Source organism: Curvibacter delicatus NBRC 14919, from assembly GCF_001592265.1.
In the GTDB taxonomy this organism is placed as follows: Bacteria; Pseudomonadota; Gammaproteobacteria; order Burkholderiales; family Burkholderiaceae_C; genus Hylemonella; species Hylemonella delicata.
This window is the reverse complement of record NZ_BCWP01000005.1, coordinates 116,719-135,679: the sequence shown is the minus strand read 5'-3', so window position 1 is coordinate 135,679 and position 18,961 is coordinate 116,719. Positions and strand designations below refer to the sequence as shown.

The 18,961-nt window shown below is 65.9% G+C and carries 12 protein-coding genes and 1 riboswitch; of the genes, 8 read left to right on the top strand and 4 right to left on the bottom strand.

Annotation, left to right across the window (positions count from 1 at the left end; translation table 11 throughout):
- Position 1: 1 nt before the first annotated feature.
- Positions 2–1,105, bottom strand: coding sequence for an ABC transporter substrate-binding protein (locus CDE01S_RS04310; RefSeq protein ID WP_066704243.1), 1,104 nt, complete (start codon positions 1,103–1,105; stop codon positions 2–4).
- 148 nt (positions 1,106–1,253) lie between these two features.
- On the opposite strand from CDE01S_RS04310, the gene CDE01S_RS04305 reads away from it, so the two are divergent.
- The 3 genes from CDE01S_RS04305 (at position 1,254) to CDE01S_RS04295 (ending at position 9,763) form a co-directional block, all read left to right on the top strand.
- Positions 1,254–7,073 carry an excinuclease ABC subunit UvrA gene (locus CDE01S_RS04305; RefSeq protein ID WP_066704241.1) on the top strand — a complete coding sequence of 1,940 codons (5,820 nt, stop codon included), beginning with the start codon at positions 1,254–1,256 and terminating at the stop codon, positions 7,071–7,073.
- Between the two features lie 116 nt (positions 7,074–7,189).
- Positions 7,190–8,311: an HD-GYP domain-containing protein gene (locus CDE01S_RS04300; protein WP_218016499.1), complete on the top strand. Its 1,122-nt coding sequence runs from the start codon at positions 7,190–7,192 to the stop codon at positions 8,309–8,311.
- Between the two features lie 267 nt (positions 8,312–8,578).
- Positions 8,579–9,763: an acetylornithine transaminase gene (locus CDE01S_RS04295; protein WP_066704236.1), complete on the top strand. Its 1,185-nt coding sequence runs from the start codon at positions 8,579–8,581 to the stop codon at positions 9,761–9,763.
- A gap of 29 nt (positions 9,764–9,792) precedes the next feature.
- On the opposite strand, the gene CDE01S_RS04290 is transcribed toward CDE01S_RS04295, so the two are convergent.
- Positions 9,793–10,638 carry an HAD-IIB family hydrolase gene (locus CDE01S_RS04290; protein ID WP_066704230.1) on the bottom strand — a complete coding sequence of 282 codons (846 nt, stop codon included), beginning with the start codon at positions 10,636–10,638 and terminating at the stop codon, positions 9,793–9,795.
- 46 nt (positions 10,639–10,684) lie between these two features.
- On the opposite strand from CDE01S_RS04290, the gene CDE01S_RS04285 reads away from it, so the two are divergent.
- On the top strand, positions 10,685–11,578 hold the full coding sequence (locus CDE01S_RS04285) for an alpha/beta fold hydrolase (protein ID WP_066704227.1): 894 nt from the start codon (positions 10,685–10,687) through the stop codon (positions 11,576–11,578).
- A gap of 10 nt (positions 11,579–11,588) precedes the next feature.
- Here CDE01S_RS04285 and CDE01S_RS04280 read toward each other — a convergent pair whose 3' ends face one another.
- On the bottom strand, positions 11,589–13,220 hold the full coding sequence (locus CDE01S_RS04280) for a peptide chain release factor 3 (RefSeq protein WP_066704225.1): 1,632 nt from the start codon (positions 13,218–13,220) through the stop codon (positions 11,589–11,591).
- Positions 13,221–13,407: 187 nt separating this feature from the next.
- Here CDE01S_RS04280 and CDE01S_RS04275 point away from each other — a divergent pair, with 187 nt between their 5' ends.
- The 4 genes from CDE01S_RS04275 (at position 13,408) to metF (ending at position 17,846) form a co-directional block, all read left to right on the top strand.
- Positions 13,408–14,445, top strand: a complete 1,038-nt coding sequence (locus tag CDE01S_RS04275) for an NAD(P)H-dependent flavin oxidoreductase (protein WP_066704222.1) — start codon at positions 13,408–13,410, stop codon at positions 14,443–14,445.
- A gap of 44 nt (positions 14,446–14,489) precedes the next feature.
- Positions 14,490–14,586, top strand: a riboswitch (S-adenosyl-L-homocysteine riboswitch).
- Between the two features lie 73 nt (positions 14,587–14,659).
- Entirely contained in the window at positions 14,660–16,108 is a 1,449-nt protein-coding gene (ahcY, locus tag CDE01S_RS04270; RefSeq protein ID WP_066704219.1) for an adenosylhomocysteinase, read from the top strand.
- Positions 16,109–16,230: 122 nt separating this feature from the next.
- Entirely contained in the window at positions 16,231–16,989 is a 759-nt protein-coding gene (locus CDE01S_RS04265; protein ID WP_066704217.1) for a TlyA family RNA methyltransferase, read from the top strand.
- A 17-nt stretch (positions 16,990–17,006) separates the two neighbouring features.
- On the top strand, positions 17,007–17,846 hold the full coding sequence (metF, locus tag CDE01S_RS04260; RefSeq protein ID WP_066704216.1) for a methylenetetrahydrofolate reductase [NAD(P)H]: 840 nt from the start codon (positions 17,007–17,009) through the stop codon (positions 17,844–17,846).
- Positions 17,847–17,864: 18 nt separating this feature from the next.
- Here metF and paaE read toward each other — a convergent pair whose 3' ends face one another.
- Complete coding sequence (paaE, locus tag CDE01S_RS04255) at positions 17,865–18,959, bottom strand: 1,2-phenylacetyl-CoA epoxidase subunit PaaE (RefSeq protein WP_066704215.1); 1,095 nt, start codon at positions 18,957–18,959, stop codon at positions 17,865–17,867.
- Positions 18,960–18,961: the final 2 nt, after the last annotated feature.

The window sequence follows — 18,961 nt, the reverse complement described above, 5'->3', positions numbered from 1 at the left end:
GTCAGCGGCGGAAACGGCCGTCGGAGGTGATGATGGCCAGGTCGGCAAAGTCCAGACCGGTGTGGTCCTTGGGGCTGTAGCTGATTTCCAGCCCGCCCAGATCAAATTTGTTCATGCCTTCCAGCGCGGCTTGAATCTTGTCGCGGGTCGGCTTGCCGCCCGTGCGCCGCAAGGCTTCCACCAGCACCTTGGCGGCGGCGAAGCCTTCCAGCATGGCCGGGCTGACTTCCGCCATGTCCTTGGTGCGCGCGAGGTCCTGTGCTTCCTTGACCAGACCATAACTCAGGGACTGCGGAAACACCTGCGACACAATCACGCCACGGGCGTTGTCCCCCAGGCTCTTGATGAAACCGCCGGAGGCGTTGTTGGACAAGGTCACCACCTGGCAGTTGCTGCCGGCGGCGCGAAAGGCCTTGATGCCATCGACCACGGCTGCACCTGCGGCGATCATGACCACGGCCTGCGCGCCGGACTTGGCCACCACTGGCGCGATCTTGGAGAAGTCGGGTTTGACGCGGTCGAATTTTTCCAGCGCCACGGCATTGAGTTTGGCGCTGGCCAGTCCTTTCTGCGCCCCGGTCAGGCCATCTTCGCCGAAGCTGTCATCGACATACACCACCGCGATCTTGCTCATGCCGATGGTGGCCAGATGGGTGACGGCTTTCTCGGCTTCGCGCTGGTAGGTAGCCCGTACATTGAAGATGTGTTTGCGCACCGGCTGGTGCAGTGTCATGGCACCGGTGGAGGGGCCGACCAGCGGAACCCCATGCTTGTCCAGCAGCGGCTGAACGGCGTCCGTGTGCGGTGTGCCGCGGGTCAGGAACATGGCCGCCACATTCTGTTCCTCGATCAGCTTGCGCGCGTTCTCACCGGCCAGTTTGGGATCGAACTTGTCATCGAGCGAGAGCAGCTCGATCTTCTGCCCGCCGACACCGCCCTTGGCGTTGACGCTGTCGATATAGAGCTTGGCACCATCCGTGACTTCCTTGACGCCCGCGGCCACCGGACCGCTGAAACCAGCCGTCTGACCGATCAGGATCTGGGCTTGCGCGGTGGCACTGGCAAGCACCAGCAAGGTGGCGCACAAGGTTTTGTAATTCCGCATGGTTTCTCCTGCTCCTTTTTCCCCGAATTGTGAAGTTTAAGCGGCGTTTCAGGGGTATCCGGCTGTAACAGGACTGTCATGTCCCCAGTCCTGCCGATCCGGCCGTGACTGCCTAGAATGATTGGCCTGATTAGAAAGATGCCACGCCATGACCCAGGGGACCATCCGCATCCGCGGTGCACGCCAGCACAACCTCAAGAACCTTGATCTCGACATCCGCACCGGCGAGCTGACGGTGGTCACCGGCCCCAGCGGCTCGGGTAAATCGAGCCTGGTGTTTGACACCCTGTATGCGGAGGGGCAGCGTCGCTACGTCGAGACCTTCAGTGCCTATGCGCGCCAGTTCCTGGACCGCATGGACAAGCCCGCGGTGGACAAGGTCGAGGGCGTGCCGCCGGCCATCGCCATTGACCAGACCAACCCGGTGCGCTCGTCGCGCTCCACGGTCGGCACGATGACCGAACTCAACGACCATCTCAAGCTGCTGTTCGCCCGTGCCGGCCAGTTGTTCGACCGTGTCACGGCATTGCCGGTACGGCACGACTCGGCGGAGAGCATCTATGCCGAGTTGCAGGCGCGGGCGCAAGCGGCGGGTGTCGACGCCCCCTTCACCGCCGGGCCGCCCCAAGGTGAAGGTGCCCCCTCGGGGGGCAGCGCAGTACACGGAGTGACAAGCGTGGGGGCCCTGTCTGATCCGCGGCTGGTCATCACTTTCCCGGTGGAGTTGCCGGGGGCGACTTCAGAGGAGGAAATCACCCAGTGGCTGTCGGCCAGTGGCTTCACCAAGGTACAGGCCGAGCGTGAAGTGGCCACACCGGCGGGCCCGCGCAAGGTGCTGGATGTGGTGGCCGACCGTTTTCGCCTCAGCCATGCCGAACGTGCGCGTGTGGTCGAGGCCATCGAGGTTGCGCTCAAACGTGGCAGCGGTCGTCTGAGTGTCTACCGGCTGCAAGACGAGGGTGAGCCCGAGATCTGGAAGTTTTCGACCGGCCTGCATTGCCCGGAAAGCGATCTGCGTTATGCCGATCCCATTCCGTCCATGTTCTCCTTCAACTCCGCCGTGGGCGCCTGCGAGGTCTGCCGCGGCTTCGGGCGTGTCATCGGCGTTGATTACGGCCTGGTGATCCCGAACGACAAGCTGACCCTGCGCGCCGGCGCCATCAAGCCGATGCAGACGCCGGCCTGGGCCGAGTGCCAGGACGACCTGATGCGCCATGCGGAGGCTGCCGGCATCCCGCGTGACACCGCCTGGAACAAGCTGACGCCTGACCAGCAGCATTGGGTCATCCACGGTTCGCCCAACTGGAACGGCAAATGGAACCAGCAGTGGTACGGCGTCAAGCGCTTCTTCGAGTACCTGGAGAGCAAGGCCTACAAGATGCACATCCGGGTGCTGCTGTCCAAGTACCGCAGCTACACGCAGTGCAACACCTGCCATGGCGCGCGCCTCAAGACCGAGAGCCTGCTCTGGCGCATCGGCGCCAAGGAAGATGCCGATGCCGTGCTGGACCCCGCCAAACGGTTCATGCCCGCCGGCGTGCAGTGGAGTCGCTCGCAGCTGGAGGCTTTGCCTGGTCTGTGCTTGCACGACCTGATGCTGTTGCCGCTGGACCGCTTGCGCGATTTCTTCGATCGCATCCGTGCCCGCGAGCTGGCTTTGCCCACGCATGGCGAGGGCGAGGCGCAGGCGCTCAAGCTGCTGTTCGAGGAGATTGGCACACGTTTGCAGTACCTGTGCGATGTCGGCATCGGCTACCTCACGCTGGACCGGCAAAGCCGCACGCTTTCGGGTGGTGAGGTGCAGCGCATCAACCTGACCACCGCGCTGGGCACTTCGCTGGTCAACACGCTGTTCGTGCTGGATGAGCCCAGCATCGGGCTGCACCCGCGCGACATGCACCGCATCATCGAGGCCATGCAGCGCCTGCGCGATGCCGGCAACACGCTGGTGGTGGTGGAGCACGACCCGGCCGTGATGCTGGCGGCGGACCGCATGATCGACATGGGGCCCGGCCCGGGCGAGCGCGGCGGGCAGATCGTCTTCGACGGCGGCACGGAGGCGCTGAAGCAGGCCGATACCCTGACCGGCGCCTACCTGGGTGGGCGCAAACAGATCGGCATGGGCTTCAAGCGCATGGTGGCCGAGAACACGCCGCGCCTGCTGCTGGAAGGGGTCACCGAGCACAACCTCAAACATGTCTCGGTCGATATTCCGCTCGGGCGGTTGGTGTGCGTCACCGGCGTTTCCGGTTCCGGCAAGTCCACCCTGATCCAGGACGTGCTGGCCCCGGCGCTGATGCGGCATTTCGGTAGGTCGACCGAGGCTCCGGGCGCGTTCGATCGCCTGCTCGGCGCCGAGCAACTGGCGGATGTGGTGTTCGTCGACCAGTCGCCGATCGGCAAGACGGCACGTTCCAACCCGGTGAGTTATGTGGGGGCCTGGGATGCGATCCGCGAGATCTATGCCAATGCGCCACTGTCGAAGCAGCGTGGCTACACCGCGGCCAAGTTCAGCGCCAACAGCGGTGACGGCCGCTGCCCCACCTGTGGCGGCTCCGGCTTCGAACATGTGGAGATGCAATTCCTCAGCGACGTCTACCTGCGCTGTCCGGACTGCGACGGCAAACGCTTCCGGCCGGAGATTCTGGAGATCACCATCGAACGCGGGGGACGGCTGCTCAACGTGGCTGATGTGCTGGCGCTCACGGTGAGTGAGGCCGCAGGCTTGTTTGCCAACGACCGTGACGTCATCCGTGCCCTGCAGCCCATCGTGGACGTGGGGCTGGAATATGTGCGTCTGGGCCAGCCGGTGCCCACGCTGTCGGGCGGCGAGGCGCAACGCCTCAAGCTCGCTGGCTATCTGGCCGAGGCGGCCAAGAGCATGAGCAGCAGCCGGCAGGCGGTGGCGAAGAAGGGCACGCTGTTCCTGTTCGACGAGCCCACCACCGGCCTGCACTTCGACGACATCGCCAAGCTCATGCGCGCGCTGCGCAAGCTGCTGGATGCGGGCCACTCGCTGCTGGTGATCGAGCACAACCTCGATGTGATGCGGGCTTCGGACTGGCTCATCGACCTCGGCCCCGAAGGCGGTGACGCCGGTGGCCAGGTGGTGGCCGTCGGCACGCCGGAGGAGGTGCGGCAGCACCCGACTTCCCACACCGGTCGCGCCCTGCGCGAATATGCGCAGGCCATGGGCGAGGTACATGGCGTGCAGGAAGGTGCGGCGCGTTACCTCGGTACCGCTTTCACGCCTGGGCCCAAGCCGGCGCCGGTCCGCACCGCGGCCAGCGAGGACATCCAGATCGTCAATGCCAAGGAGCACAACCTCAAGAACCTGAGTGTCGCCATCCCGCGCGGCAAGTTCAACGTCATTACTGGCGTCAGCGGCTCGGGCAAGTCCACGCTGGCCTTCGACATCCTGTTCAATGAAGGGCAGCGCCGTTACCTGGAAAGCCTCAACGCCTATGCGCGCAGCATCGTGCAGCCGGCCGGCCGGCCTGAGGTGGACGCGGTCTACGGCATCCCGCCCACGGTGGCGATCGAGCAGCGCCTATCGCGCGGCGGCCGCAAGAGTACGGTGGGCACCACCACCGAGGTCTGGCACTTCCTGCGCCTGCTGTTCGTCAAGCTCGGCGTGCAGCACTGCATCCACGACGGCGCGGCGGTGGCGCCGCAGACGGCCGAAAGCATCCTGGCCCAGTTGATGAAGCAGTTCAAGGGGCAGGAGATCGGTCTGCTGGCGCCGCTGGTCATGAACCGCAAGGGGGTGTACACCGAGCTGGCCGAATGGGCGCGCCCGCGCGGCTACACCCACCTGCGTGTGGACGGCAACTTCCTGCCCACGCAGGGTTTTCCGCGCATCGACCGCTTCAAGGAGCACACCATCGAACTGCCGGTGGCCAGCCTCACGGTGGACCCGGACCACGAGGCGACATTGCGCCAGGCGCTGGCCACTGCGCTGGAGCACGGCAAGGGCGTGCTGCATGTGCTGAGCAAGCTGGACGGCCTGGCCGAGGTCATGAAAAGCGGCGGCACCACGGCGCACATTGGCACGCTGCATGTGCACTCCACCCTGCGCGCCTGTCCGGTCTGTGCCACCTCCTATGCCGAACTGGACCCGCGTCTGTTCTCCTACAACAGCAAGCACGGTTGGTGCCCGGACTGCGTGGGCACCGGCGTCAAGCTCACCAAGGATCAGCGCAAGGCGCTCGACGACTCGGTGCGTGACGAGAAGGAGAAAGGCCGCGAGCAGACCTTTGCCGAGCCCGAGATCGAGGATGTGGCCGATGTGGCCTGTCCGACGTGCGAGGGCTCGCGCCTCAATGCCACGGCCCGCGCCGTGAAGTTCGCCGGCATCGGCATCCACGAGATTGCGCGCCTGAGCGTGAGCGATGTGCGCGCCTGGGTGGAGAAACTCGCGCTCGCCGGCCGCGAAGCGGACATCGCGCGCGACCTGGTGCCCGAAATCCGCAGCCGGCTGGAATTCCTGGAGCAGGTCGGCCTGGGTTACCTCACGCTGGACCGTGGCGCGCCCACGCTCTCCGGCGGCGAGGCGCAGCGCATCCGCCTGGCCGCGCAACTGGGTAGCAATCTGCAGGGCGTGTGTTATGTGCTGGACGAGCCCACCATCGGCTTGCACGCGCGTGACAACCAAGTCCTGCTCGATGCCCTGCACACCTTGAGCGAGCGCGGCAACACGCTGGTGGTGGTGGAGCACGACGAGGACACCATCCGCCGCGCCGACCACCTGATCGACATCGGCCCCAGCGCCGGCAAGCGCGGCGGACGGCTGGTGGCCGAAGGTTCGGTGGAAGACCTGACGCGCGCTGAAGACTCACAGACCGGCCGTTACCTGCTGCACGCCATGAGGCACCCGCTGCAGCCGCGCCGCGACGTGCAGGACCAGGGGTTGCAATGGCTCACCGTGCACGGCGCCAAACTGCACAACCTGCAAGACGTCACCGCCCAGCTGCCGCTCAAACGCCTGGTGGCGGTGACCGGCGTCAGCGGTTCCGGCAAGTCCACGCTGGCGCGCGACGTGCTGCTGGCCAACGTGGCGGCAGCGGTGAGCCAGCGCGCCACCAAGGCCGGGCGCGAGGCGCAGGCGGCCAAGGGCGTGGCCTGGAGCGGTTGCGCCGGCGTCACCGGTTTCGAGGCAGTGGACCGCGTGCTGGAAGTGGACCAGACGCCGATCGGCAAGACGCCGCGCTCCTGCCCGGCCACCTACATCGGATTCTGGGACACCATCCGAAAGCTGTTTGCCGAGACGCTGGAGGCCAAGGCACGCGGTTACGCCGCCGGGCGCTTTTCCTTCAACACCGGCGAAGGCCGTTGCCCGACGTGTGAGGGCCAGGGCGTGCGCACCATCGAGATGAGCTTCCTGCCGGATGTGAAGGTGCTGTGCGAGTCCTGCAAGGGCGCGCGCTTCAATCCGGAGACGCTGGCTGTCACCTGGCGCGGCAAGAGCATCGGCGACGTGCTGCAGATGGAGGTGGACGAAGCGGTGGAGTTCTTTGCCGCCATGCCCAGCATCGCGCACCCGTTGCAGTTGCTGAAGGACGTGGGACTGGGTTACCTGACGTTGGGCCAGCCCTCGCCCACGCTGTCCGGCGGCGAGGCGCAGCGCATCAAGCTGGTGACGGAGCTCACCAAGGTCCGTGACGAGGTGGGCCGACGCGGCCAGAAGGCGCCGCACACGCTTTACGTGCTGGACGAGCCCACGGTAGGTCTGCACATGGCCGATGTGGACAAGCTGATCCGCGTGCTGCACCGCCTGGTAGACGGTGGCCACAGCGTGGTGGTGATCGAGCACGACCTTGACGTCATCGCCGAGGCGGACTGGATCATCGATCTGGGGCCGGACGGCGGCAAGGACGGCGGGCGCATCGCCGCCGCAGCGACGCCGGAGGCGGTGGTGCGACTGGGTACCCACACCGGACGGGCATTGGCGCCAGTGCTGGCGCGGTGATTGCGCGAGCAGCTATCAATTTAATAGCAAACCCGGAGGGGACTTCAAGAAGAAATCAAATCCTGCTATAAATCCCGTAGGGAAGGGGCCTACGGGCCAAAAAAATAATTATGCAGATGATTTCGCTGGATCAGGTATTCCAGATACTGAAGCCGGGGGTGCCACTGCCGTTCGGTGTGCGCGATGCGGCAGGTCGCCTGTTGCTGGCCAAGGGGCTGGTGCTGCATGAGCAGTCCAAGTTGTTGGATTTGCTCAACCGTGGCATGTTTGTGGACACCGAGGAAGTCAAGCGGCACGTGCCGCCCGCCCGGGAGTCCGAAGCCGTTGAGCGGCCGACGGAGCGCTTTTCCGTACGCTGGGACGCATTGCTGCGCCGGCTGGGGCTGCTGCTGCAGTCACCCGCCGATCCCCAGTTCCTCAAGCAGGTGCGTGAGATGGTGGTGCGGATTGCCGGCTGCCCGGAATCGCATACCGATCAGATGATTTTTCTGATCGTGCGCCATGATTACAGTCAGACCCAACGTTACCCGGAGGCGCATTCGCTGCACGTGGCCGTTCTGTGCCACCTGGTCAGTCGACGCCTGGGTTGGGCAGACAACCGGCGTCTGAGCCTGATCGGTGCCGCCTTGACCATGAACCTAGGCATGGCCAGCCTGCAAGCCAAGCTGGCCATGCAACGGACGCCCCCGACGCCGCAGCAGCGCCAGGAAATCGACGCGCATCCCCTGGCCTCCGCGGCGCTGCTGCGCGCCAGCGGGCTGCAGGATGACGAGTGGCTGCAGGCGGTGGAGCAGCACCACGAGTGCCCGGGCGGCACTGGCTATCCGCAGCATGTGCAGGCCCCTGGCGAGCTGTCACAGCTGATCCGTTTCATCGACAACTTCACCGCCAAGTACAGCCCGCGTGCCGGGCGCGACAAGCAGCCGGCGCACCAAGCGGCCAAGGATCTGTACGCACAGAGCGGCGGCAATCCGCTGGCGGCGGCGCTGATCAAGGAGTGCGGCATTTACCCGCCGGGGTGCTTTGTCAAACTGGCCAGTGGTGAAGCGGCGGTGGTGACACGGCGCGGGCTCACGCTCAAGGACCCGCTGGTGGTGGCCCTGACCAATCCCCAGGGCGAACCCCTGGGGCGTCCTGTCAAGCGGGACACCTCCCAGCCCGGGCGCGCGATTGTCGGGCCGCTGGCAGACAAGGCCGTCACCGTCCAGGTGTCGGCCGACCAGCTCTATGACTACTAGCGGGCCGGCAGGGCTGGCGTGCCGTGCGTCCGGTCGATGAGTTGACGACCGGCGCAGTACGGCTTAGCATGGCCCCGTGATCACTTCCCATCCATCCTCCCGACGCTCCATGAACGCCCGACGTATGTCGGGCGGGCTGTGGGCGTGCGCGGAAATGCGGTGAAGAAGGATGTAATCACCTGAACTGATCTCTTCAGTTTCCCCGACCAGGCCACGGCTCATCCCCGTGGCCTTTTTGTTTTTGTACTTCACAGAAAGAGGTTTGCCATGCCCGAGACTGCCGCCCCGTTCAACCCCAGCAGCCTGATGCCGATCACTCCGCGCCCGGATCTCGTTTTCGTGCGCGGCGAGGGGGCCTACCTGTTCGACCGGCAAGGCCGCCGTTATCTGGACTGGGTGCAGGGCTGGGCCGTCAACTGCCTGGGCCATGCGCCGGCTGCCGTGGCGCAGGCGCTGTGCCAGCAGGCCCGCACGCTGATCAATCCGAGCCCGGCCTTCTACAACGAGCCGGCCATGGAGCTGGCCACCCTGCTGACGCGGCACAGCTGTTTTGACCAGGTGTTTTTCGCCAGTTCGGGGGCCGAGGCCAACGAGGGCGCCATCAAGCTGGCGCGCAAGTGGGGCCAGCTGCACAAACAAGGCGCGTTCGAGATCATCACCTTCGTCAACGGCTTTCACGGCCGCACCTTGGCCACCATGTCGGCCAGCGGCAAGCCGGGCTGGGACACGATGTTTGCGCCGCAGGTGCCGGGTTTTCCCAAGGCGGTTTGGAACGATCTGGCGTCGGTGCGTGCACTGATCCATGACAAGACGGTGGCGGTCATGCTCGAGCCGGTGCAGGGCGAGGCCGGTGTCATGCCGGCCGATGCGGCCTTTTTCCAGGGCTTGCGCGCGCTGTGCGATGCCCACGGCCTGCTGCTGATCGCCGACGAGGTGCAGACCGGTTGCGGCCGCACCGGCACACTGTTTGCCCACGAGCAGTATGGGGTGGAGCCCGACATCATGACCCTGGGCAAGGGCCTGGGCGGCGGCGCGCCGCTTTCGGCCCTGCTGGCCAAGGCCGATGTTGCCTGCTTCGCACCCGGCGAACAGGGGGGCACCTTCTGTGGCAACCCGCTCATGTGTGCTGCTGGCGTGGCGGTCATGCACAGTTTGCTGGCGGAGGGTTTTCTGGCCACCGCACGCCAGATGGGCGCGCAGCTGGCAGAGGGGTTGCGCCAGCTGTCCCGCGAGTTCGGCCTGGGCGAAGTGCGCGCACGCGGCCTGCTGCTGGCGCTGGAGCTGGGTCACGAGCGGGCAGCGCAGGTGGTCACCCTGGCGTGTGAGCGCGGCCTGCTGCTCAATGCACCGCGCGCGCACTGCCTGCGTTTCATGCCGGCGCTCAACACCCGTGCGCAGGAGGTGACGCAGGGGCTGGACTTGCTGCGCGGCGTTCTGGATGAACTGCGCTAGGCCGCACAAGTGGGGCGATCGGTCGCGATTCAGCCCACGCGCGCGGCCAGCAGGGCGCGCGCCACCTCGGCAAAGCCGGTGCCGCGCTCGCTTGGCGTGATGAAGCGCGGCTGGTGCGTGAGCTCGGCCTCGAAGCGGCGGATGTTGGCCACGCCCACGCTGAAGGGGAAGTGCTGGAACATCAGCTGGTCGTTGGTGGAGTCGCCCACATAGACCCAGCGGGTGATCTCGGCGTCGAGTTCGCGGCCCAGCAGCTCGCGCACGATCCAGCGTGCACCCTCCAGCTTGTTGTGGGCACCGAACCAGCCGTTGATGTGGATGCTGCTCACGGTGGCGCACATGCCCTCGCTTTGCATGATCTGCACCACCTGCGCGATCCGGTCGGGCGGCAGGTGGGTGAACTCGCTGTGGTCGATGGCAATGTCGGTCTCGCGGCCCGGCGAATCCTCGGCCAGCATCGTGCCGGGCACCTCATGCAGCACGCGCCGGGCGACCTGCTGCATGCGTGCGAAGTTGGCAGCACGGGTGGTGGCGTCCTGTTGATATCGTTTTGATAGCGCCTTGCGCTGATCTGGCAAGGCCTGTAGGTTGTTTTTGCTGATGTTTTCTGCGGAGGGGCGGGGCTGGATCAGGGCGACGGCGCCGTTCTCCGCCACGATCGCATCAACCGGCCAGCTCAACGCGAATGGTTCGCTCCAGCCGACGGGGCGGCCCGTGATCGGGATCACATGCAAGCCGGCGGCCTGCAGGTCGGCCAGGGCCTGCAGGGCGTCGGGCGTGATGGCGCCTTCGGTGGTCAGTGTGTCGTCGATGTCGGTCAGCACGCCGATGATCGATCGTCGATCGTCGGCGGACCATTGGGTCAGAGCCTGCATGGCGCGATTGAGAGAGAATTTGGCCAACTTTACATGAGGCGCTTGTATGCAGGCAGACGGCCAGGCGGTGCACGGCGAGTCGCATTGGGTCACCCAGGGTGACACCCGGCTTTTTGTCTGGGAAAAGTACCTGGGCACGCCACGCGACAAGCCTGTGGTGGTGCTGGCGCACGGCTCGGCCACCGCCGGGCGCGAGAGCTTTGACTTGAAGGTGCCGGGCCACCCGAGCTACAGCCTGATGGACTTCCTGGCGCAGCAAGGCTTTGATGTGTTCGCGCTCGATGTGCGGGGCTTCGGCAGCTCGACGCATCCCGACGACCACCTGAGCACAGAACAAGCCAGTGCCGACCTGAATGCGGTGGTGGATGCCGTGTGCCAGTGGCGCGGCGTGGCACAGGTGCATCTGCTGGCCTGGTCCTGGGGCACGCAGTACGGCGGCATGTTCGTGATGGCGCATCCGCAGAAGGTGGCGCGTTACATCAGCTATGCGCAGATGCATGCCCACAGCCCGGATCTGCTGGCGCGCCGCCCGCGGCTGGCCACCTTCCAGCGCTCGCCCTACATCCGCATCACCGAGTCCGGCTGGAAGCTGCGCTTCGATTCGATGACGCCGCCCGAGGCCAATGAACCGGCCGTGGTGGAGGCGTTTGCCCGCTCGGCGGCCTTGGTGGAAACAAGGTCACCCACCGGCCCGCAGGTCGATCTGCTGACCAGGCTGCCGATGGTGGACGCCACGCGCCTGACGGTGCCGGTGATGATGATCCACGGGCAATACGATGACGTGGCTGATCTCGACGGCCTGCTGCCCTTCTTCCGCCAGTTGCCGCACTCCTACAAGAGATACGTAGTGATCCCCGATGCCGGGCACATGATGCACCTGCAAAAGGGACACCGGCTGTTTCAGCAGGAGGTGGCGGCTTTCCTGGCCGCAAGCGCCTAGCGAAGGGGTTTCAACCGGCGCTTTGCAGCGCCAGGCCAGCGTGCTCGCGCAGCGGGTGGAAGTGGATCTTGGGAAAGCGTTCCTGCGCCAGCCGCACGTCGTAGGGGGAGGTGCAGAGGTAGGCCAGCGTGTCGGCGGCATCGCGCGCCAGCCGCTGCGGGTAGGCGTCGCAGAAGGCGCGCAGTTCGGCCGGTGTGTCGGCCGTGATCCAGCGCGCACCGGTGTACTGGCAGCCTTCCAGTCGCACGTCGGCGTCGTATTCGCTTTTCAGGCGGTGCTGCACCACTTCAAACTGCAGTTGGCCGACGGCACCCAGCAGCATGTTGCCGCCCATCTCGGGGCGGAACACCTGGATCGCGCCTTCCTCACCCAGCTGGGCCAGGCCCTGCTGCAGCTGCTTGGTGCGCAGCGGGTTCTTCAGCACCACGGTCATGAACATCTCGGGCGCGAAGAAGGGCAAGCCGGTGAATTGCAGGGCGACCGAGCCATCGGTGATGGTGTCGCCCAGCTGCACACCACCATGGGTAGTGAAGCCCACGATGTCGCCGGCGTAGGCTTCTTCCACCGCCTCGCGGCGCTGGCTCATGAAGGTCACCACGCTGGTGGGGCGTAGCTCCTTGGCGGTGCGTTGCACTTTCAGCTTCATGCCCGGGGTGTACTTGCCGGAGCAGACACGCACGAAGGCAATGCGGTCGCGGTGGTTGGCATCCATATTGGCCTGCACCTTGAACACCACGCCGGAGAAGGCGTCATCGTCAGGTTGGATTTCCTTCACCACCGGCTGCTTGTTCACCACCAGCGAGCTGGTGCGCGACTTGGGGCTGGGCGCCAGGTCGACCAGCGCATCCAATACCTCCATCACACCGAAGTTGTTGACGCCGGAGCCGAAGAACACCGGCGTCTGCTTGCCGGCGAGGAAGGCTTCGCGGTCAAAGGCGGGCGAGGCGCCGGTGGCCAGCTCCATGCTGTCGATGGCGGCGTCGAACTCCTGGCCAAAGCGCTGCTGCAGGGTGGCGCGCTCGCTCAGCGGGATGGTGTCGAAGTCCTGCGGCCGGCGCTCGCTGCCGGATTCGAACACCGTCATGGCCTGGGTGCGCAGGTTGATGATGCCGCCGAACGATTTGCCCTGGCCGACCGGCCAGGTCATGGGCACGCAGGGCATGCCGAGTTCACGCTCCACCTCGTCCAGGATGTCGAGCGGGTCGCGCACTTCGCGGTCCATCTTGTTGACGAAGGTGATGATGGGGGTATCGCGCTGGCGGCAGACCTCGATCAGGCGGCGCGTCTGCGCTTCCACGCCGTTGGCGGCATCGATCACCATCAGTGCCGAGTCCACCGCGGTCAGCACGCGGTAGGTGTCCTCGGAGAAGTCCTTGTGGCCGGGCGTGTCGAGCAGGTTGATGACGTGGTCACGGTACTGCATCTGCATCACCGAGGAGGCCACCGAGATGCCGCGCTGCTTCTCGATCTCCATCCAGTCCGAGGTGGCGTGGCGGCTGGCCTTGCGTGCTTTCACCGAGCCGGCGATCTGGATCGCGCCCGAGAACAGCAGCAGCTTTTCGGTCAGCGTGGTCTTGCCCGCGTCAGGGTGGGAGATGATGGCAAAGGTACGGCGGCGCCGGGTTTCAGGGGCGTAGGACACAACGGTTCCAGAAGATGAGGGGCAGGCGCCAGGCGCGCTGCCAAGACGGGAGGGCTGCCGACCTGTCCCGCGAACAGCGGGCCGGGCAGTGCCGAAGCCGCAATTTTACCCGCCAAGTCCGCTACAGTGCTGCCAGCGCGTGGGGCTGGGAGTCGGCCTCCGATGGACGCACTGACAGGAGTTCGACATGGGTTTATTGCAGCAGGTTCTGGGCATCGCGCTGCCCGTCATCCAGGCGCCGATGGCTGGCGTGCAGGGCAGCGCGCTGGCGCTGGCGGTGTCCAACGCCGGCGGCCTGGGGTCCTTGCCCTGCGCCATGCTGGCACCGGACGCGCTGCGCGCGGAGCTGGCGACGCTGCGCGCGCAGACGACGCGTCCCTACAACGTCAACTTCTTCTGCCACTCGTCACCGCCACCGGACGCGGCGCGCGAGGCCGCCTGGCGGCAGTCGTTGGCCCCGTATTACGCCGAACTGGGCATCGACCCGGCCGGCATCGCGGCCGGTCCAGGGCGGCTGCCGTTTGACGCGGCCACGGCTGAATTGCTGGCCGAATTCAAGCCGCCGGTGGTGAGCTTTCATTTCGGCCTGCCGGACGCGGCCTTGCTGGCCCGGGTCCGCAGTTGGGGCGCCAAGGTCATCTCCTCGGCGACCACGGTGGAGGAGGCGCGCTGGCTGGAAGCGCGCGGCGTGGATGTGATCGTGGCGCAGGGGCTGGAGGCCGGCGGCCACCGCGGCATCTTCCTGTCGGACGACCTCAGCACGCAGATGGGCACCTTCGCGTTGCTGCCGCAGATTGTGCGCGCGGTGCGGGTGCCGGTGGTGGCGGCCGGCGGCATTGCCGATGCGGCAGGTGTCCGGGCGGCGCTGGCGCTGGGGGCTGCGGGCGTGCAGGTGGGCACGGCTTACCTGCTGTGCCCGGAGGCCACCACCAGTGCCCTCCACCGCGCGGCGCTTGCGAGCGAGGCGGCGCGCCACACGGCATTGACCAACCTGTACACCGGCCGGCCGGCGCGCGGCATCATGACGCGACTGATGCGTGAGCAAGGCCCTTTGAGCACGGTGGCGCCTGCATTCCCGCTGGCCACAGCGGCGGTGACGCCGCTGCGGGCCAAGGCCGAGGCGGCCGGGTGTGGCGACTTCTCGCCCCTGTGGTCGGGACAGAATGCCAGCGGCTGCCGGCCGGTGCCGGCGGCGCAGCTGACACGCGAACTGGCCGGTGGCTGAACAGAAAAAACAGCGCAAACGCGGCCATCTCCGTATAATCACGCCATTCCGAGGAGCGTTGCAGTTCACATTCCGTTGAACGAGGCTCGGACCCGTGGAGGGGCACAACCCTCTCCACCGCATCAACGGCGCTCACCCACGGATCTGTGCGGTGAGTCATTTCCCCGATTCGCGTACGACCCGTGGTCTTTCAAATTGACTTTTGGAGTGAGCCATGAGTGTGCTGAAGCCCGCGAAAAACAACCAAGATTACGCCATTGCCGACCTGAGCCTGGCCCCCTGGGGTCGTAAGGAGCTGAACATTGCCGAGACCGAAATGCCCGGTCTGATGGCCATCCGCGAAGAGTTCGCCAAGTCCAAGCCCCTGAAGGGCGCCCGCATCACCGGCTCCCTGCACATGACGATCCAGACCGGCGTGCTGGTCGAAACCCTGCAGGCCCTGGGCGCCGAAGTGCGTTGGGCTTCGTGCAACATCTTCTCCACCCAGGACCATGCCGCCGCCGCCCTGGTGGCTAAGGGCACCCCGGTGTTTGCCTACAAGGGCGAGACCCTGGCTGATTACTGGGACTACACCCACCGCATCTTCGAGTTCGGCCCCAAAGGTTCCAAGACCGAAGGCCCGAACATGATTCTGGACGACGGCGGCGATGCCACGCTGCTGATGCACCTGGGTGCCAAGGCCGAGAAGAACATCAAGGTTCTGTCCAAGCCAAGCAGCGAAGAAGAGATCTGCCTGTTCAACGCCATCAAGGCCAAGCTCAAGGTGGACCCCACCTGGTACAGCCGCCGCCTGAAGAACATCATCGGCGTGACCGAAGAAACCACCACCGGCGTGCTGCGCCTGAACGAAATGTCGGCCAAGGGCGAACTGGCCTTCCGCGCCATCAACGTCAACGATTCGGTGACCAAGAGCAAGTTCGACAACCTGTACGGCTGCCGCGAGTCGCTGGTGGATGCCATCAAGCGCGCCACCGACGTGATGGTCGCCGGCAAGATCGCCCTGGTGGCCGGTTATGGCGACGTGGGCAAGGGCTCGGCCCAGGCCCTGCGCGCCCTGTCGGCCCAGGTGTGGGTGACCGAGATCGACCCGATCAACGCCCTGCAGGCCGCGATGGAAGGCTACAAGGTCGTGACTATGGAGTACGCGGCCGACAAGGCTGACATCTTCGTGTCGGCCACCGGCAACAAGAACGTCATCACCTACAAGCATATGGCGGCCATGAAGGACCAGGCCATCGTCTGCAACATCGGTCACTTCGACAACGAGATCGACGTCGCTTCGCTGGAAAAACTGAAGTGGGAAGAGATCAAGCCCCAGGTGGACCACGTGATCTTCCCGGCCAAGGGCAAGAACCCGGCCAAGCGCATCATCCTGCTAGCCAAGGGCCGTCTGGTGAACCTGGGCTGCGGCACCGGCCACCCCAGCTTCGTGATGTCGTCGAGTTTTGCCAACCAGACCATCGCCCAGATCGAGTTGTTCACCAAGCCCAAGGAATACAAGTCGGGCAAGGTGTACGTGCTGCCCAAGCACCTGGACGAAAAAGTGGCGCGTCTGCACCTGAAGAAGGTCGGCGCCATGCTGACGGAGCTGACCGACGAGCAGGCCGCCTACATCGGCGTGAACAAGGCCGGTCCGTACAAGAAAGACAGCTACCGTTATTAACACCCCCGTGCGCCTGCGGCGCCTCCCCCTCAAGGGGGCGACACCAGCCGTCCGGCAAAGCCGGACCGGCGGTGTCTCCCGGCTGGGGGTGGGTGTGCGAGGCGTTACTTCTCGCCTCATCTATGCGCATTGACCAACTTCTCGTTCATCGGCAACTCGCCAGTACCCGCTCCCAGGCCCAGCGCCTGATTGCGGGCGGGGTGGAGTGGCTGCAGGGCGAAGTGTGGAAGCGCGTGGCCAAGAACGGTGACGAAGTGCCGGACGAGGCGCAGGTGCGTCTGCTGGACGATTCGGAAGCCCGTTACGTCTCGCGTGGCGGCCTGAAGCTTGAAGCAGCACTCCAGCACACAGGGCTGGCCGTGCAGGGGCTGATGTGCCTGGATGTCGGTCAGTCCACCGGCGGTTTCACCGACTGCCTGCTGCAGCACGGCGCGGCCCGCGTGGTGGGAATCGATGTCGGCTCGGCGCAGTTGCACCCGAGCCTGCGCGAGGACGCGCGCGTGTTGTGCATCGAGAAGGTCAACGCCCGCGACGCCGAGGCGATTGCCGATGCGCTCGAAGGCGACGAGCTGTTCGAGGCCGGTTTCGACCTGCTGGTGGGTGACCTGTCCTTCATCTCGCAGACGCTGGTACTGCCGGCCATCGTGCCGTTGCTGAAAGACGGCGGCCATCTGCTGATGCTGGTCAAGCCACAGTTCGAGCTGCAGCCCGGCCAGGTTGGCAAGGGTGGCATCGTGCGTGACGAGTCGCTCTACCCCTTCATCGAGCAGCGCCTGCGCGATGCCTGTGAAGCCCTGGGCCTGACGGTGCAGGACTGGTTCGACTCGCCCATCGAGGGCGGCGACGGCAACCGCGAATTTTTCATTCACGCGACCAAATAAACGCAAGGAAGGCCCTCATGACCGCGCCGACCCGACTTCCCCTCAGCATCGAATTTTTCCCGCCCAAGACGCCCGAAGGCGTGGCCAAGCTGCGCGCCGTGCGCCAGCAGCTCTACGCGCTCAAGCCCGAGTTCTGCTCGGTGACCTACGGCGCCGGCGGCTCCACCCAGGAAGGCACCTTCGCTGCCGTGCGCGAGATCCTGGCTGAAGGCATGGCTGCCGCCTCGCACATCTCCTGCATCGGCGCCACCCGCGCCACCATGCGCGAGAACCTGGCCACGCTCAAGGCCATGGGCGTCAAGCGCCTGGTCACCTTGCGCGGCGATTTGCCCAGTGGTTACGGCATGGGCGGCGAGTTCCAGTACGCCAGCGATCTGGTGGCCTTCATCCGCGCCGAAACCGGTGACGACTTCCACATCGAGGTGGCGGCCTACCCGGAAGTGCACCCGCAGGCCAAGTCGCCGGCGGCCGACCTGCAGGCCTTCGTCACCAAGGTGAAAGCCGGTGCCGACTCGGCCATCACGCAGTACTTCTACAACGCCGATGCCTACTTCCGTTTTGTCGAAGAAGCCGACGCGCTGGGTGTGACGGTGCCGGTGGTGCCGGGCATCATGCCCATCACCAGCTCGACCCAGCTGATGCGGTTTTCCGACGCCTGCGGCGCCGAGATTCCGCGCTGGATCCGCCTGCGCCTGCAGGCCCATGGCGACGACACGGCGTCCATCAAGGACTTCGGTCTGGATGTGGTGACCAGCTTGTGTGAACAGCTGCGTGCCGGTGGTGCTCCGGCGCTGCACTTCTACAGCATGAACCAGAGCGCTACGACGCTGGCGATCTGCCAGCGCCTCGGGCTCTGAGCCGCGTTTTTTGCCGGTCTAGCGCTCGTCGTAGCTCACCACCACTTTGGGCGTGAGCGCGCGGGCCTGGCAGGTCAGCACGAAACCCTTGTCGAGTTCCCAGGGCTCAAGCGTGAAGTTCTTTTCCATCTCGACCTTGCCTTCGATCACGCGGGCGCGGCAGGTGCAGCAGACGCCGCCCTTGCACGAGTAGGGCAGGTCCAAGCCGGCGGCCAGCGCCACGTCCAGTAACTTGTCCTGCGTGCCCATGCCCAGGTGGTGCGTCTTGCCGTCCACCACCACGTCGAGCGCGATCGGCGCTGCCGCGCCCGCCTTGCTGGTCGCCGTGGGGCGCGTTGCTGGCACGGGGCTGCCGGCGGTGGCAAAGCGCTCGGTGCGGATGCGGCCCTTGTCCAGGCCGGCGGCCAGCAGGGCCTGCTCGGTTGCTTCGATCATGCCCTCGGGGCCGCAGATGAAGGCTTCGTCGATACCGCTGACCGGGATCAGCGTGGCCACCAGCTCCGTGACCTTGGGGCCATCGATGCGGCCGTTGAGCAGCGCCACGTCCTGCGCCTGGCGCGACAGCAGGTGGATCAGCGACAGGCGTGCCGGATAACGGTCCTTCAGGTCCTGCAGCCGTTCGTTGAACAGGATGCTGTCGACGCGCTGGTTGCCGTAGGCCAGGGTGAAGCGCGAGGCCGGTTCGGCCTCCAGCGTGCTGGCAATGATCGAGAGCAGCGGCGTGATGCCCGAGCCGGCGGCGAAACCGACGCGGTGCACGGCCGCACCGGTGGACAGGTGCGAGGTGAAGCGGCCATCGGGCGGCATGACGTCGAGCGTGTCGCCGGCTTGCAGTTGCGTGACGGCCCAGTTGGAGAACACACCGCCGGCCACCGGCTTGATGCCGACCTCGATCTCCTGGCTGCGCGTGAGCTGCTGCGTGCTGCTGCAGATCGAGTAGCTGCGCCGCACGGCCTCGCCCTGGATGCTGGCGCGCAGCGTCAGGAACTGGCCGGGCTGGAAGGCGTAAGCGTCGCGCAGCTCGGGCGGAATGGCCAGCGTCACGGCCACCGCGCCGGCGGCCTGCGGCGTGATCTGCTTGACGAACAGTTCGTGGAAGTGGGGTGTCGACATGG

What these genes read in the sequence shown, in the direction of transcription:
- ahcY (WP_066704219.1), top strand. Translation starts at nt 14,660, where the DNA reads ATGAGTGTGCTGAAGCCCGCGAAAAACAACCAAGATTACGCCATTGCC.
- CDE01S_RS04305 (WP_066704241.1), top strand. Translation starts at nt 1,254, where the DNA reads ATGACCCAGGGGACCATCCGCATCCGCGGTGCACGCCAGCACAACCTC.
- CDE01S_RS04285 (WP_066704227.1), top strand. Translation starts at nt 10,685, where the DNA reads ATGCAGGCAGACGGCCAGGCGGTGCACGGCGAGTCGCATTGGGTCACC.
- CDE01S_RS04310 (WP_066704243.1), bottom strand. Translation starts at nt 1,105, where the DNA reads ATGCGGAATTACAAAACCTTGTGCGCCACCTTGCTGGTGCTTGCCAGT.
- CDE01S_RS04295 (WP_066704236.1), top strand. Translation starts at nt 8,579, where the DNA reads ATGCCCGAGACTGCCGCCCCGTTCAACCCCAGCAGCCTGATGCCGATC.
- CDE01S_RS04290 (WP_066704230.1), bottom strand. Translation starts at nt 10,638, where the DNA reads ATGCAGGCTCTGACCCAATGGTCCGCCGACGATCGACGATCGATCATC.
- metF (WP_066704216.1), top strand. Translation starts at nt 17,007, where the DNA reads ATGACCGCGCCGACCCGACTTCCCCTCAGCATCGAATTTTTCCCGCCC.
- paaE (WP_066704215.1), bottom strand. Translation starts at nt 18,959, where the DNA reads ATGTCGACACCCCACTTCCACGAACTGTTCGTCAAGCAGATCACGCCG.
- CDE01S_RS04265 (WP_066704217.1), top strand. Translation starts at nt 16,231, where the DNA reads ATGCGCATTGACCAACTTCTCGTTCATCGGCAACTCGCCAGTACCCGC.
- CDE01S_RS04275 (WP_066704222.1), top strand. Translation starts at nt 13,408, where the DNA reads ATGGGTTTATTGCAGCAGGTTCTGGGCATCGCGCTGCCCGTCATCCAG.
- CDE01S_RS04300 (WP_218016499.1), top strand. Translation starts at nt 7,190, where the DNA reads ATGATTTCGCTGGATCAGGTATTCCAGATACTGAAGCCGGGGGTGCCA.